Source organism: Actinomyces oris (assembly GCF_001937665.1).
Taxonomy (GTDB): Bacteria; Actinomycetota; Actinomycetes; order Actinomycetales; family Actinomycetaceae; genus Actinomyces; species Actinomyces stomatis.
This window is the reverse complement of sequence record NZ_MSKL01000006.1, coordinates 90,231-104,297: the sequence shown is the minus strand read 5'-3', so window position 1 is coordinate 104,297 and position 14,067 is coordinate 90,231. Positions and strand designations below refer to the sequence as shown.

10 protein-coding genes are annotated in these 14,067 nt (G+C 68.7%); 5 read left to right on the top strand and 5 right to left on the bottom strand.

The annotated features are described in order from the left end of the window. The first annotated feature begins 4 nt into the window (after positions 1 to 4). Together BKH28_RS02390 and BKH28_RS02385 are read left to right on the top strand one after the other, a co-directional pair. On the top strand, positions 5 to 2,005 hold the full coding sequence (locus BKH28_RS02390) for a fumarate reductase/succinate dehydrogenase flavoprotein subunit (protein ID WP_075417332.1): 2,001 nt from the start codon (positions 5 to 7) through the stop codon (positions 2,003 to 2,005). Continuing rightward, positions 2,002 to 2,772 (top strand): succinate dehydrogenase/fumarate reductase iron-sulfur subunit, encoded by a 771-nt coding sequence (locus BKH28_RS02385; protein ID WP_075417331.1) that lies wholly within the window; start codon positions 2,002 to 2,004, stop codon positions 2,770 to 2,772. The genes BKH28_RS02390 and BKH28_RS02385 overlap by 4 nt, the downstream gene beginning before the upstream one ends. A gap of 90 nt (positions 2,773 to 2,862) precedes the next feature. Here BKH28_RS02385 and BKH28_RS02380 read toward each other — a convergent pair whose 3' ends face one another. Both BKH28_RS02380 and BKH28_RS02375 read right to left on the bottom strand, forming a co-directional pair. Next, on the bottom strand, positions 2,863 to 3,465 hold the full coding sequence (locus BKH28_RS02380; RefSeq protein ID WP_075417404.1) for an HAD-IA family hydrolase: 603 nt from the start codon (positions 3,463 to 3,465) through the stop codon (positions 2,863 to 2,865). A gap of 24 nt (positions 3,466 to 3,489) precedes the next feature. Then, entirely contained in the window at positions 3,490 to 4,512 is a 1,023-nt protein-coding gene (locus tag BKH28_RS02375) for a hypothetical protein (RefSeq protein WP_075417330.1), read from the bottom strand. Between the two features lie 153 nt (positions 4,513 to 4,665). Here BKH28_RS02375 and tsaD point away from each other — a divergent pair, with 153 nt between their 5' ends. Further along, a complete protein-coding gene (gene tsaD, locus BKH28_RS02370; protein ID WP_075417329.1) occupies positions 4,666 to 5,712 on the top strand; it encodes a tRNA (adenosine(37)-N6)-threonylcarbamoyltransferase complex transferase subunit TsaD in 1,047 nt (348 codons plus the stop codon). On the opposite strand, the gene BKH28_RS02365 is transcribed toward tsaD, so the two are convergent. Then, positions 5,623 to 6,459 (bottom strand): TetR/AcrR family transcriptional regulator, encoded by an 837-nt coding sequence (locus BKH28_RS02365; RefSeq protein ID WP_075417328.1) that lies wholly within the window; start codon positions 6,457 to 6,459, stop codon positions 5,623 to 5,625. The genes tsaD and BKH28_RS02365 overlap by 90 nt on opposite strands. 119 nt (positions 6,460 to 6,578) lie before the next feature. Here BKH28_RS02365 and BKH28_RS02360 point away from each other — a divergent pair, with 119 nt between their 5' ends. Beyond that, entirely contained in the window at positions 6,579 to 10,364 is a 3,786-nt protein-coding gene (locus BKH28_RS02360; protein WP_075417327.1) for an ABC transporter ATP-binding protein, read from the top strand. 25 nt (positions 10,365 to 10,389) lie between these two features. On the opposite strand, the gene BKH28_RS02355 is transcribed toward BKH28_RS02360, so the two are convergent. Both BKH28_RS02355 and BKH28_RS02350 read right to left on the bottom strand, forming a co-directional pair. Next, the gene (locus BKH28_RS02355; protein WP_178388810.1) at positions 10,390 to 11,622 is read right to left on the bottom strand and encodes a glutamate--cysteine ligase; all 1,233 of its coding nucleotides are present in this window, start codon (positions 11,620 to 11,622) and stop codon (positions 10,390 to 10,392) included. A gap of 76 nt (positions 11,623 to 11,698) precedes the next feature. Beyond that, complete coding sequence (locus tag BKH28_RS02350; RefSeq protein WP_075417402.1) at positions 11,699 to 12,967, bottom strand: class I SAM-dependent methyltransferase; 1,269 nt, start codon at positions 12,965 to 12,967, stop codon at positions 11,699 to 11,701. 324 nt (positions 12,968 to 13,291) lie between these two features. Here BKH28_RS02350 and BKH28_RS02345 point away from each other — a divergent pair, with 324 nt between their 5' ends. Continuing rightward, on the top strand, positions 13,292 to 13,951 hold the full coding sequence (locus tag BKH28_RS02345; RefSeq protein WP_256695447.1) for a SanA/YdcF family protein: 660 nt from the start codon (positions 13,292 to 13,294) through the stop codon (positions 13,949 to 13,951). The last annotated feature ends 116 nt before the right edge of the window (positions 13,952 to 14,067 follow it).

The window sequence follows — 14,067 nt, the reverse complement described above, 5'->3', positions numbered from 1 at the left end:
GACTATGACTGAACTCATCGACGGCCTGTACTACGAGGGCGAGAAGATCGCCGACACCAAGGCCCCCCACTCCGTCCCGATCGACAGGCGCTGGGAGCAGCGCAAGTTCGAGGCCAAGCTGGTCAACCCCGCCAATCGCCGCAAGCTGGACATCATCGTCGTCGGCTCCGGCCTGGCGGGCGGCGCCGCGGCCGCCTCCCTGGGCGAGCAGGGCTACAACGTCAAGGTCTTCTTCTACCAGGACTCTGCCCGCCGGGCGCACTCCATCGCCGCCCAGGGCGGTATCAACGCCGCGAAGAACTACCGCAACGATGGAGACTCCACCTACCGGCTCTTCTACGACACGGTCAAGGGCGGTGACTACCGCGCCCGTGAGGACAACGTCTACCGCCTGGCGGAGGTCTCGGCCAACATCATCGACCAGTGCGTGGCCCAGGGTGTCCCCTTCGCCCGTGAGTACGGCGGCCTGCTGGACAACCGCTCCTTCGGTGGTGTGCAGGTCTCCCGTACCTTCTACGCCCGCGGCCAGACCGGCCAGCAGCTCCTCATCGGCGCCTACCAGGCCCTCGAGCGCCAGGTACACGCCGGCACGGTCAAGGAGTTCCGCCGCCACGAGATGGTCGAGCTCATCATCGTCGACGGCCGTGCCCGCGGCATCGTCACCCGCGACATGGTCTCCGGGAAGATCGAGACCCACCTGGCCGACGCCGTCGTGCTGGCCAGCGGCGGCTACGGCAACGTGTTCTTCCTGTCCACCAACGCGATGGGATGCAACGCCACCGCCATCTGGCGCGCGCACCGCAAGGGCGCCTACTTCGCCAACCCCTGCTACACGCAGATCCACCCCACCTGCATCCCGCAGTCCGGTGACTTCCAGTCCAAGCTCACCCTCATGAGTGAGTCCCTGCGCAACGACGGACGCATCTGGGTGCCCAAGAAGGCCGAGGACTGCGACAAGGACCCGCGCGACATCCCCGAGGAGGCGCGAGACTACTACCTCGAGCGCATCTACCCGGCCTTCGGGAACCTCGTGCCGCGTGACATCGCCTCCCGCCAGGCCAAGAACATGTGCGACGAGGGGCGCGGCGTGGGACCGGCCATCAAGGAGCGTGACGCCAACGGCAACGAGCGGATGATGCGTCGCGGCGTCTACCTGGACTTCTCCGAGGCCATCGACCGCCTGGGCAAGGATGCCGTCTCCGCCCGTTACGGCAACCTGTTCGAGATGTACCAGCGCATCACCGGGGACGACCCCTACGAGGTCCCCATGCGCATCTACCCCGCCGTGCACTACACGATGGGTGGCCTGTGGGTGGACTACGACCTGGAGTCCAACGTCCCAGGCCTCTACATCGCCGGAGAGGCCAACTTCTCCGACCACGGCGCCAACCGCCTGGGCGCCTCCGCCCTCATGCAGGGGCTGGCCGATGGCTACTTCGTCCTGCCCGACACCATGAACGACTACCTGGCGGACATGCTGCGCCTGGGCAAGGTCGACCCCAACGCCCCGGAGATCGCCGAGGCCCAACGCTCCGTCGAGGAGCGCGTCGCCCGCCTCATGGCCCTGCGCGGCACCCGAAGCGTGGACGACTTCCACATGGCCCTGGGCCGCATCATGTGGGAGTACTGCGGAATGGAACGGCGCGATGCCGGACTGCGCGACGCCATCGAGCAGATCCGGGCACTCAAGGAGGAGTTCTGGCGCGACGCCCGTATCACGGGCCAGGCCGACGAGCTCAACCAGGCCCTGGAGAAGGCCGGCCGACTGCTGGACTTCTTCGAGCTGGCCGAGCTCATGTGCATCGACGCCCTGCACCGGCGTGAGTCCTGCGGTGGCCACTTCCGGGCGGAGTCCCAGACTCCCGAGGGTGAGGCCCTGCGGCACGATGACGAGTTCCTCTACGTCGCCGCCTGGGAGTGGGGCGGGGAGAACCAGCCGCCGATCCTCCACAAGGAGGACCTCGTCTACAAGGACATCGAGCTCAAGCAGCGGAGTTACAAGTGAACATCAAGCTCAAGATCTGGCGCCAGAAGAACAAGGACTCGAAGGGCCACTTCGAGGAGTACGCCATGAGCGGGATCGAGGAGCACATGAGCTTCCTCGAGGTCCTCGACCTGCTCAACGAGCAGCTCTTCGCCGAGGGCAAGGAGCCGGTGGCCTTCGACTCCGACTGCCGCGAGGGCATCTGCGGTCAGTGCGGTGTGGTCATCAACGGGCAGGCCCACGGGCCCATCCGCTCGACCACCTGCCAGCTGCACATGCGCCACCTGGCGGAGGACCCCTCCTTCAAGGACGGCTCCACCATCACGATCGAACCGTGGCGCTCCACCGGCTTCCCGGTGCTGCGTGACCTCATCGTGGACCGCTCCGCCCTGGACCGCATCGTCCAGGCCGGTGGCTACATCTCGGTCAACACCGGTGGGGCCCCGGAGGCCCACTCGGTGCCCGTGCAGAAGGAGAAGGCCGACGCAGCCTTCGAGGCTGCCGCCTGCATCGGCTGCGGCGCCTGCGTGGCGGCCTGCCCCAACGCCTCGGCCATGCTGTTCACCGGTGCGAAGATCTCGCACCTGGGCCTGCTGCCGCAGGGCCAGCCCGAGCGCCTCGCTCGCGTGGTGAGCATGCTCAACCAGCACGACGACGAGGGCTTCGGCGGCTGCACGAACATCGGAGAGTGTGCGGCCGTGTGCCCCAAGTCGGTTCCGCTCGAGGTCATCTCGCGCCTCAACCGGGATCTCGGCCACGCTGTGTGGAAGGGCCAGCACGCCCACTGACCTCCCTGCCTCACTCAATACCGAGCCGGGTACTTCTCGCGGCCCCAACAGTATTTCTGTCGGGCTGCGCGAGAAGTACCCGGCTCGGTGCTAGTGGACGGTGAAGGTGATCCCGGCGAAGTCCGCGATCCGGGGGACATTCGAGTCGGCCTCGGGAACACCGTCGCCCACAAGAAGGACCTGTGCACCGGCGCGCCGGGCGGCGGTGTAGCCGGAGGCGGCATCCTCCAGCACCAGGCAGGAGGAGATCGGTACGTCCAGGAGCTCGGCGGCCTTGAGGTAGGGGGCAGGATCGGGCTTTCCTCGGTCGATGTCGTCGGCGGAGACGACCACAGGGGGAATGGGGACACCGGCCTCCTCCATGCGCGCCCGCATGAGCTCGATCGGCGCGGAGGTCACCAGGGCCAGTGGAATGCCGGCGTCGATCAAGGCAGTCATGAAAGCTGCGGCGCCGAGAATCTCCGTCATCCGTCCAGCGGTGAGCACGATCTCCTCACGAGCGAAGCGCTTGTGGATGGCATCCTGCTCCTCGGCTGTCAGCTCCGGCAGGAACCGACGGATCGTGTCGAGGCCGGTGCGGCCGGGGGAGTAGGCCATGATCTCATCGAAGCGCTCACTCATGCCGTAATCACGGGCGAAGGAGTCCCACATCGACTCCACGACCGCCGAGGAGTCCACCAGGGTGCCATCCACGTGCACATGCCTGCGCCGTCATGTCTAGCTGGAGGCCTCGACGAACTCTCCGTTCTTCAGAGCGTACTCCTTGCAGTGCTGGGCACTGTTCTTGGGGTATTCGGTGCAAAGACTGACTCTGGAGACGCTGGGGTACTTCTTGATCGTTGACAGGAGGGAGTCCGTGGTGTCCTGGCTGGGGCCATCGGGGTTGTCGGGGCCAAGGCCTCCGACGAGCGCCCGGAATCCCTCTTTCTCGTCCGAGATGAGAGTATTGGCAGTGATGACGATCCTGGGTTCCTTCACCTCGGGAATGGGGAGGTTGACGATGTCTGAGATCAACGAGGTGGGTAGCGTCTCCGTTGTTTCCTCTCTGCTCGTGCTGGTGCGGATGGACCAGTCGCCGATCGTAAAACTGTCCTCCGCGCTGAGGTATTGACCATCCTTGGCCTGGATGGGATGAGTGGATATATCAGACGGAATTGAGTTCTGGGTGCCGCGATCGATTGTCAGGGACTCGTATTCCTGGGTGATTTTTTCGGCGGTCCCGCCCGAATGCTCTGCTGCTGTCTCCATGAAGGCGCAGGCTTTTTCCAGGGCTTGTTCCTGGTCGTTGGAGCTAGAAGAATCCTTCTCTTCGCTGAGGTCGATGGGGACTTTTGTGAATGCAAGGACGGTGTTGTGGTACTTCCAGGTGAGCTCAATATATGCCATACCCGCCTTGATCTTGTCATGGCCGGGAAGCTCGGTGGCTACCCGGTTCAGAAAGGCGCAGGCCTGGTCCGGCTCCGTGTCCTCGGAGAGCGTCGTCGTAGCGATGGCGTGACACCCGGTCTCGGCGTACGTCTCGCAGGAGGTCTTGACCTTCTCAACACCGTCCTGCTTCAAGAGCCAGGAGCGGATGACGCTTCCTCCGCCGTCGGAGCACGCAGTCAGCGGGAGAACCGCTAGGGCCGCAGTCGCGACGGCCATGAAGTGCCTGGCCGTCGGCCGCCGGTTCCACGTGCGCAGGGTGCGCCTCGAGTGGCCGTGCTGACGGGGAGGAACGTACTGCCTGAGCCTGTTCATGACAGGAGCGTAAGGGGGGATGCAGATGTCAGACAGGGGTGTTGATCCCCATCGCGGGCTCAGTGGAACCGTGCCGTGGCGGCTCGGTGGGCGTCAGTGAGCATCAGTGGGCAGCTGTTCTGCCTCCATCTCCGTAGGCGATAGGCTGGGCTGGTGAGCGATCCCCTCATTCTCGGTATCGAGTCCACCTGCGACGAGACCGGCGTAGCCATTGTGCGTGGCCGCGAGCTCCTCGCCGACGTCACCGCCACCTCCATGGACCAGTACGCGCGCTTCGGCGGCATCATTCCCGAGATCGCCTCACGCGCCCACCTGGAGTCCTTCCTGCCGACCCTCGACGCCGCGCTGGAGAAGTCCGGTGTCGATCTGGGCGAGGTCGATGCCGTCGCCGTGTGCGCCGGCCCCGGACTCATCGGCTCCCTGACCGTTGGCATCTCCGCCGCCAAGGCGCTGGCCGCGAGCCTGAACCGGCCGATCTACGGCGTCAACCACGTCATCGGCCACCTGGCGGTCGATGAGCTGGTCGACGGCCCCCTGCCGGAGCGCTTCGTCGGACTCATCGTCTCCGGCGGCCACTCGAACCTCCTGAGCATCCGGGACGTCGCCACCGACGTCGTCGAGCTCGGTGGCACTCTCGACGACGCCGCCGGCGAGGCCTTCGACAAGGTCGGCCGGCTCCTCGGCCTGCCTTACCCCGGCGGCCCACACGTGGACCGGCTCTCTCAGGAGGGTGACCGCAGCGCCATCCGCTTCCCTCGAGGTCTGGCCGCGGGCAAGGACAAGGAGCGCCACCGCTACGACTTCTCCTTCTCCGGCCTCAAGACCGCTGTGGCCCGCTACGTCGAGTCCCTGGAGGACTCCGGCCAGGAGGTGCCCACTGCCGACGTCTGCGCCGCGTTCTCGGAGGCCGTCAATGACTCCCTGACGGCCAAGGCGGTCCAGGCCTGCCTGGACACCGGCTGCGACACGCTTGTCGTTGGGGGCGGATACTCGGCCAACTCCCGCCTGCGGTCCCTGGCCGCCGAGCGCTGCGAGGAGGCCGGCATCACCCTGCGCCTGCCGCCACTGCGCTTCTGCACCGACAACGGCGCCCAGATCGCCGCCCTGGGGTCAGCGGCCGTGCGAGCCGGCGTCGCCCCCAGCCCCATGGACTTCGCTCCGGACTCGGGAATGCCGCTGGACGTCAGCGTCGCTCACTGAGGCTTGCTGCCCTCCGGCATCCGTCGCGCTCGGGGCAAGACCCGCGGCCACTCCCCGGATAATGATCTCGATCTTGCGGTCTAGCCCGCCTCGGTCCAGCCAGCTCTCGTTGGGTGTCAGCGCTTCGGGCAGGGCCGGTGCCTTGCTGTCCTTCGCGAACCGACTCGCCTCCTCCAGCCCCGTGGCGCCACCCCTCCCGGCGTCCGAGGCGCTCTGTCCTGGTTCGTGTCCCAGGAATGGCGCAGGCGGCTCGGGGCGACCGGCGGGGGAGCGCATGACCTCGATCTGTGCGTGCGTGGAGATGACGGTGTCGCCGACGAAGTCCAGGACCACCCCGGCCTCCTCGGCCTCCAGGCCGCCGTCGACCAGAACCTGACATGCATGGGCCACCCGAGTGGCGAAGAGCTGATGGGCCCACGGCACGCCCATGATGACTCCGGCCAGTCCGGGATAGCGCTCCAGCATCCCCCAGATGGCCTCGGCGTGCGCCCTGACCGCATCGGGCCAGCGCCTCCCGGCCGCTGGGACATCGACCTCGGCGGCGATCCTCTCCAGGCAGGCGGCCAGCAGGTCCTCGCGCGAGGAGATCGTGCGGTACAGCCCGGAGACCGCCACGCCCAGCCGCTTGGCCACCGCCGTGAGCGTGAAGTCCGCGATGCCGATCCCGAGCGCGGCGTCGACGACGTCATCGCGTGAGAAACCGGGTCTCGGTCCGGTCGGTCGGCCCAGTAGCGCAGGTGGTGTCATGGCAGCACCGTAGTGGTCCTTGAGATCGGTTGCTCGAGGTTCAGCAGCAAGAGTAAGGTGACCCTTATCGAGTTCTGAAAGCCATTCAGAATTAGGTCGACGGAAGGTTGGGACACCGGATGAGCACGCAGACACAACCGTCGGCTCCGGAAGCCTCGCCGCACTCATCGCCGGCGTCCCCACCGGCGGCGCCGCCCTCGGTCGGCGCCGCGGCGCCTGACGAGGCAGGTGAACAGGCCCCGCAGAGCAATGCTCAGCGTTCGCGCGAGGGACAGGCCGCCATCGCCCGGCTCGGTGCCCCCGTGCGCACCCGCCTGCGAATCGGTCAGATCCTCGTGCTGCTCTCCGCGGTCCTGGCGGTGGCGCCCTACGTCGCACTGGTCCAGCTCGGCGACATCCTGCTGCGCGCCCACCGGGCAGGCCTGAGCCCGAACCCCCAGCAGGTATCAGGCGCGGTCATGGTGCTCGTGAGCGCCTACTCCGCCCGCCTGCTGCTGTACTTCCTGGCGCTGCTCATCACCCACCTGGCCGACCTGTCCCTGCGCGACCGCCTGCGCCGCGACATCGTCGAGCGCATCTCTCACGCCCCGCTGTCCTGGTTCACCGCCTCCACCTCCGGGCACCTGCGCAAGGCCGTTCAGGACGACACGACCCTCGTCCACACCGTCATCGCCCACGGCCCCGTCGAGCGACTCAACGCCATCGTCACTCCGCTGGCCCTGCTGGGGTGCGCCTTCTGGATCGACTGGCGCCTGGCCCTGCTGGCCGTCTCCACGCTCGTCCTCTACGTGCTCACCTACTCGGTGTCCATGCGCGGGATGAACGAGAAGACCGTGGAGATGGACCGCAAGCTGGCCGCCATCTCCTCCACCATGGTCGAGTTCGTCTCCGGGATCGGTGTGGTCAAGGCCTTCGGCCGCGTCGGACGCGCCCACTCTGCCTACCTCACCGCCGCGGACGAGTTCTCCGCCTTCTACCGCGCCTGGGCGATGCCCCTGGTCACCGTCACCTGCCTGGCCTTCACCTGGGTCTCCATCCCCGTGCTGCTCCTGGTCAATCTCGGTGGCGGGGCGCTGCTCATCCACGCCGGGGCCGTCACCCTGCCCCAGGTCCTGGCCACGACCCTCGTCGCCCTGGTCCTTCCCGCCGCCCTCATCACCATCGCCTCGATCTCCTGGTCCTACCAGCTGGCCGGAGCGGCGGCCCTGCGGCTGTGCGAGGTCCTCGATACCCCCGTCCTGCCCGCCACTGACCGGCCCGGGCGACCCCAGGCGACGCGCGTTGAGATCGACCATGTCTCCTTCTCCTACGGGGACGTCCTCGCCGTCGACGACGCCTCCCTGACCCTGGAACCGGGAACCGTGACCGCGCTGCTCGGTCCCTCCGGCTCGGGCAAGTCGACACTGGCCACTCTCATCGCCCGCTTCGCCGACCCCGATGCCGGTGCCATACGCATCGGCGGGGTGGACTTGCGGGACATGGATGAGACCACCCTGTACTCCACCGTCTCCTTCGTTCTCCAGGACGCCCAGCTGCTCGCCACCACCGTGCGGGAGAACATAGCCCTCGGGCGCCCCGAGGCCGACCTGCAGCAGGTGCGCGCCGCCGCCCGTGTGGCCCGTATCCACGACGACATCATGGCGCTGCCGGAGGGCTACGACACCGTCCTGGGGCAGGACACGTCACTGTCCGGCGGGCAGGAGCAACGCATCGCCATCGCCCGCGCCATCCTGCTGGACACCCCCGTCATCGTGCTCGACGAGGCCACTGCCATGGCCGACCCCGAGTCCGAGGCCGAGATCCAGCAGGCACTGAGCACCCTGGTCAAGGATCGCACCGTCCTGGTCATCGCCCACCGGCCGGCCGCCGTGCGCGGCGCCGACCGCATCGTCGTCATGGAAGGCGGGCGTGTCGCCGCCGTCGGCACCCACCGGGACCTGGTGGACGAGCCCCACTACCGGGCACTGCTGCGCCAGGTCGGCGAGCTCGAGGACGCCACGGGGGCGGACGGTAACGACGCGACCGGGGCGGGCATCCCCGTACCCGTCGACGACGGAGCCGATAGTGAGGACCTTGCGGCGTCCTGGACCGGCGATCGGGGCGAGCGGTCAGGGCCCGCGCTCCCGGTCCCGTCCTCTCCCACCGGGTCCTCCAGGCCGGTGGGCTCCCTGCTGTCCCGCTTCCGCCGGCTCATGGCCGACTCCTCCTGGAAGCAGACCCGAGGGTGCCTCATCCTGGCGGGAGCCAACGGTTTCCTGGTGGGGCTCGCGCTTCTGGCGCTGCTGCCAGCCTCGGTCGCTCTGGCGACCGGTGCCCCCCGGTGGGGGCTGTCCTTCGGTGGTTGGCTCATCGTGCTAGCCGTTGTCGGCATCGGCGCGGCCGTCTCCGACTTCCTGGGACGGCGCAGGGGCATGTCAGGCGCGCTGGGCTTCATGCACGACGTCCACCACGCGGTGGGCGACCGGATCGCGCGCCTGCCTCTGCGCTGGTTCACCGCCGACTCCGCCGGCACCCTGTCGCGGGCCGTGAGCCAGGAAATGGTAGCACTGGGGGAGTCCGCCGCCCACTTCATGTACACGCTCGCCTCCACGACAGCCGCATGCGTGGTCATCGGGGTCGGCTCCTGGGCCTGGGACTGGCGCCTGGGACTTCTGCTGACGGCGGCCGCACCCCTGTTCGCCGGACTCGTGCGCCTCTCGCGCCGTCTGCTGGACCGGGGCAAGTCCATCTCCGAGCCCGCCGAGCGTGAGCTCGCCGCCCGCATCGTCGAGTTCGCCCGCTGTCAGGGGGCCCTGCGCTCCTGCCGGGCCGCCTCCGGCTACAGCCGCCTCACAGCCGCCTTCGACGCCGGAGCCCGCGCCTTCAGACGCGCCCTGTGGTGGGAGTCCGCCGGCAACCTTGTCAACGGTGCGCTGAGCCAGATCATCGTCGTCACCATGATCGTCCTGGCCTCCGCACTGGCCGCCTCCGGCGCCATGGAGACGCTGGCGTCCATCGCCGTCATCGGCATGTGCCTGCGCTTCACCACTATGCTCGACGACATCGGGGCCTCCGTGATGGGCATGGAGGAGCGGCGCCAGATGATGAACCACCTCGACGCCGTCATGGACGCCGAGCTCATGACCGAGCCGCAGGACCCCCTTGCGTTGCCCGAGCCCGGGACCGTCGAGCTCGACGACGTCGTCTTCGGCTACCGCGCCGATGCTCCCGTCCTGCCCGGAGTATCGATGAGTGTGCCCGCGCGCACCATGTGCGCGATCGTGGGTCCCTCCGGCAGCGGCAAGACGACCATCGCCCGCCTCGTCGCCCGTTTCTGGGACGTGGGCTCGGGAGCCGTGAGAGTCGGCGGCGCCGACGTGCGTGACATGCCGACCGCCCAGCTCATGGAGCAGCTCTCCATGGTCTTCCAGGACGTCTATCTCTTCGACGACACCCTGGCCGCCAACATCCGCATCGGCGACCCCGCGGCCGACGACGCCCAGGTGCGGTGGGCCGCGGGGCTCGCCGGTGTCACGGAGATCGTCGACCGTCTGCCCCACGGTTGGGACACGCGCGTGGGAGAGGGCGGACGGGCCCTGTCCGGCGGTGAGCGCCAGCGCGTCTCCATCGCCCGCGCCCTGCTCAAGCGCGCACCGATCGTCCTGCTCGATGAGGCCACCAGTGCGCTGGACGCTGAGAACGAGGCCAACATCGTCGCCGCGATGCAGGAGCTGCGACGCGCCTCGACCCTCATCGTCATCGCTCACAAGCTCGAGACGATCGCCGCCGCCGACCAGGTCGTCGTCCTCGACGACGCCGGGCACGTCGCCCAGCACGGGCACCACGATGAGCTCGTGTCCCTCGAGGGGCCCTACCGCAGCTTCTGGGAGCAGCGCACCCGGGCGCGCGGTTGGTCCCTCGTCTAGAGGAGAAACACGCGGGAGGGGCGGGTCAGGATTTGGCCGCCAGCGAGAGCACCTCGGTGGGGCGCAGGGGCCTGCCTGCACGGGCCTCTGCCAGCAGCAGCCTGACGGCCGCCTCCCTCTGCCCGTCGTAGGCTCTGACCGCGGCGATCTGACGCTGGTAGGAGGCCCCCGACTCCAACGTGGCGCGCACGGATTCCAGCTCGGCGGCGCAGCCGAGGTCCTCGGCGACGGGAGCGAGCTCGGTGAGCATCCGCTCAACAGTGTCACCCACGAGCTCCTCCTCGCCGTCTGAGTTGACGATGAGGATCGCGTCCATGCCGTAACGGGCCGAGCGCCACTTGTTCTCGGCGACGTACCAGTCCGGCATCGCATCGAGCTCCTCGCCCCGGTCCAGGGTGCGGGAGAAGGACTCCACAAGGCACTGGGTCAGCGCCGCGATCCCGGCCAGCTCGGTCAGGTTCGTGGCGGCATCGCAGGCCCGCACCTCGATAGTCCCCAGTCGAGGGGAGGGGCGCACATCCCAACGGATCTCGGTGAAGTCCTCGATGACGCCGGTGTGGACCAGGTCCCCGGTGTAGCTCTCCAGCTGCTCCCAGGTGCTGAACTGCTCGGGTGCACCGGCGGTGGGCAGCTGCTGGAACATCATGGCCCGGTTGTCCGCATAGCCCGTGTCCGCCCCCGCCCAGAAGGGTGAGGAGGCGCTCAGGCACTGCAGATGGGCGGTGCGCGTGAGCAGGGCCTTGAGGATCGGAAGGACCTTGGCCCGGTCCTCGACGCCGACGTGCACGTGGGTGCCGAAGATGAGCATCTGGTGGCCCCACAGCCGGGTGCGGTCCACCAGGCGGGCGTAGCGCTCGGCGTTGGTCACCTTCTGCACCAACGGGTCCGCGAAGGGATGGGTTCCGGCTGAGGCCAGATCCACGCGCAGCGGGTCGGTGACCGGAAGGACGCGGTCGAAGGCGAGAGCGATGTCCTCCATGCACTCGGCCACGGTCCTGCGTGCCCCGGAGACCAGCTCGATGGTGTTGAGCATCATCTCGCCATGCACGTGCGGGTCCGGGCCCACCTTCTGGAGGATCTCCTCGGCGCACTGGCGCAGGTCGAGACTGTCTCGGTCGATGAGCGCCAGCTCCCACTCCACCCCCAGCGTGGAGCGGGCCGAGCTGGCGAAGGGGAGGGACTGGGGGCGGCGGGCCGGCGGCAGCTGAGCGTCGGCGGACGCGGCGCTCGGGCTCGTCATGTCAGTCGTGTCCTGCATGTCCTGGTCTCCTCGGGTTCCTCAGGTCCCTCGTGGGCGCTGACGGGGATGGTCTCTCGTCGCTGGAAGGGGTCTGTCACGTCGGCGAGTGCGCCGATGAGGCGCCGGCGATCGGTTCGACGACGAGAACAGCGCCCTTCGCCTTGTCTCCCACCCGGGTCAGGATCCAGGTCTCCGACTCCTGACCGCTGAGCCTCAGCGAGGCGCGCAGCGCGTCGGGGGAGACATCGACTCCGCGCTTGAGGATCTCCAGGCGTCCGATACCGAGCTCGCGGCCACGGGCCCGCAGGGCCTTGAGCCGTAGCGGCAGGACCTCGGTGAGCCGGAAGGAGCGCACGAAGGGGGCGGTCGACTCATCGGGGAGACGCTCTCCCGTGAGGTAGCCGATCCGGGGCCCCACAGGCCTGGCGTCCAGGGTCTCACAGAGGTGGGCGACGAGTCCGGCGCGCACGGCGGCGCCGTCGGGAACGTGGATGATGCTGCCCAGGTCGTCGGGCGAGCCGATCGGGTCGACCTGGACCGGCGGCTGCGAGGGATCGGTGGTGCTCGGATCGACCAACGTGCAGGCGCTCGCACCATCCGTCCCTGAGCGCAGGATCAGGGCGGAGCGCCCGGGCCCCTCCGGTGCCAACGGTCCGCACCAGATGGCCGCCTCGACGACGTCGCCGTCCACGCTCACCCACTGGGTGTGGGCATCCGGCGGCAGCACGGCGTGGTCGATGCCGGGAGCGACCTTGACACCGAGGGCGGGCACGAACTCACGCAGCGCGAGTACCTGCGACAGGGCCGGTGACCACTGCTCCGGGTCGGTGATGCGCCGCCCGTCGGCGCGGCGGGCGGGGTCGGCGAAGACGGCGTCGACCCCGCGCTCGACCAGGTCGATCTCCAGGGCGTCGGCGCACTCGACGCTCGCGTGGGGGAAGGGCATGAGGTTGATGGTGGCCAGAGCGGCCGCGGCCTCATCGCGGTCGACGGCGAGCACTGGCAGGTCGAGCCCGGCCAGGGCGACGGCGTCGCCACCGATCCCGCAGCCCAGGTCCGCGACCTTCGACACGCCCGCGGCCGCGTAACGGGCTGCATGATGAGCCGCGACCGCCAGCCGGGTGGCCTGCTCCAGGCCGTCGGCGGTGAAGAGCATCTGCTGGGCGAAGGGCCCGAACTTCGCCGCGGCCCGCTCGCGCAGGCGCTGCTGCGTCAGTGCGGCCGCCACCAGGGCGGGGGAGTGGCCCTCCTCGCGCAGGGAGCGTCCCAGGGACAGGGCCTCGGACGGGTCGTAGGGGGGCAGGGAGGACAGAAGCTCCCAGCCCTCGGGGGTCAGAAGGAGCGCGACGTGGTTCTCAGCCATCACCCCGAATCATTCCATGGAGAACCTGCCAGTGGGCGTGATGTTCACTGGGTGGAGCGGGAAGGGTCTGAGAGGGGCGGAGGGATTCTGTCGGGCAGCCGGGTGGGTAGGGTTGTGGGTCGAGGTCCTGTACGCCTACGGGGCCGGATAGCGCTGGACGGGAAGGCGGGCGGGTGCCTGATGACTGAGGAGGAGCCTCGACTCTCCGCCCCTCATGGGGGCGACGCCGTCACAGAGCACAAGGACGACGAGGTGAACGCATCGCAGAGTCCTGGCGCTGCGGTCCGTCCCCGGCTGCTTGTGCGACGACTGGTGCGGATCTCGCTGGCAGTCATGGGTGCTGCGGCCCTTCTGACAGCCGGGGCCAGTGTCTGGGCATGGACCGTCAGCGCCGGGCATATCGAGATCACCGGTGGGAGCGACGGTGACGGTGAGGCCGCCAGGGCGCCGGTGGCGATCGTCCTGGGGGCGGCCGTTCACGCCGACGGGCAGCCCTCTCCCTGGCTGGCCCACCGCCTCGACGCCGCCGCCGACCTCTACACCGGCGGTCGCGTCGAGGCGATCCTGGTCTCCGGGGACAACCGGCGTGCCGGCTATGACGAACCCACTGTCATGCGCAGGTACCTCCTCTCCAAGGGGATCCCCGATCAGGCGATCGCCGTGGACTACGCGGGCTTCGACACTTACGACACCTGCGTGCGGGCGCGCAGGATCTTCGGGATCGAGCGGGCGCTGCTCGTGACCCAGGACTTCCATGAGCCGCGCGCGGTCGCCATCTGCCGTTCGGTCGGCGTCGACGTCGACGGTGTCGGAGACTCGCGGGCCCGCAGCGACCGCATCGGGTGGACGGTCAGCTGGATACGCGAGCGCCCGGCGGCGATCAAGGCCGTCATCGATGTCGTCTCCCGACGAGACCCGACTCTGGGGCGCCGAGAGACGAGCGTCGGGGAGGCCATCGTCTGGACCCGGGAGCACCGACGCTGACGAGGGCTGACGCCCATGGCGAAACCACCGCAACGTTTTGGCACTCGCGTTGACTGAGTGCTAACGCCGTCGTAGATTCTCCGTCAGGCGCAGCGGGGTGCTCGCCCGGTCCTGGG

What these genes read in the sequence shown, in the direction of transcription:
- BKH28_RS02390 (WP_075417332.1), top strand. Translation starts at nt 5, where the DNA reads ATGACTGAACTCATCGACGGCCTGTACTACGAGGGCGAGAAGATCGCC.
- BKH28_RS02375 (WP_075417330.1), bottom strand. Translation starts at nt 4,512, where the DNA reads ATGAACAGGCTCAGGCAGTACGTTCCTCCCCGTCAGCACGGCCACTCG.
- BKH28_RS02365 (WP_075417328.1), bottom strand. Translation starts at nt 6,459, where the DNA reads ATGACACCACCTGCGCTACTGGGCCGACCGACCGGACCGAGACCCGGT.
- BKH28_RS02360 (WP_075417327.1), top strand. Translation starts at nt 6,579, where the DNA reads ATGAGCACGCAGACACAACCGTCGGCTCCGGAAGCCTCGCCGCACTCA.
- BKH28_RS02355 (WP_178388810.1), bottom strand. Translation starts at nt 11,622, where the DNA reads ATGCAGGACACGACTGACATGACGAGCCCGAGCGCCGCGTCCGCCGAC.
- BKH28_RS02350 (WP_075417402.1), bottom strand. Translation starts at nt 12,967, where the DNA reads ATGGCTGAGAACCACGTCGCGCTCCTTCTGACCCCCGAGGGCTGGGAG.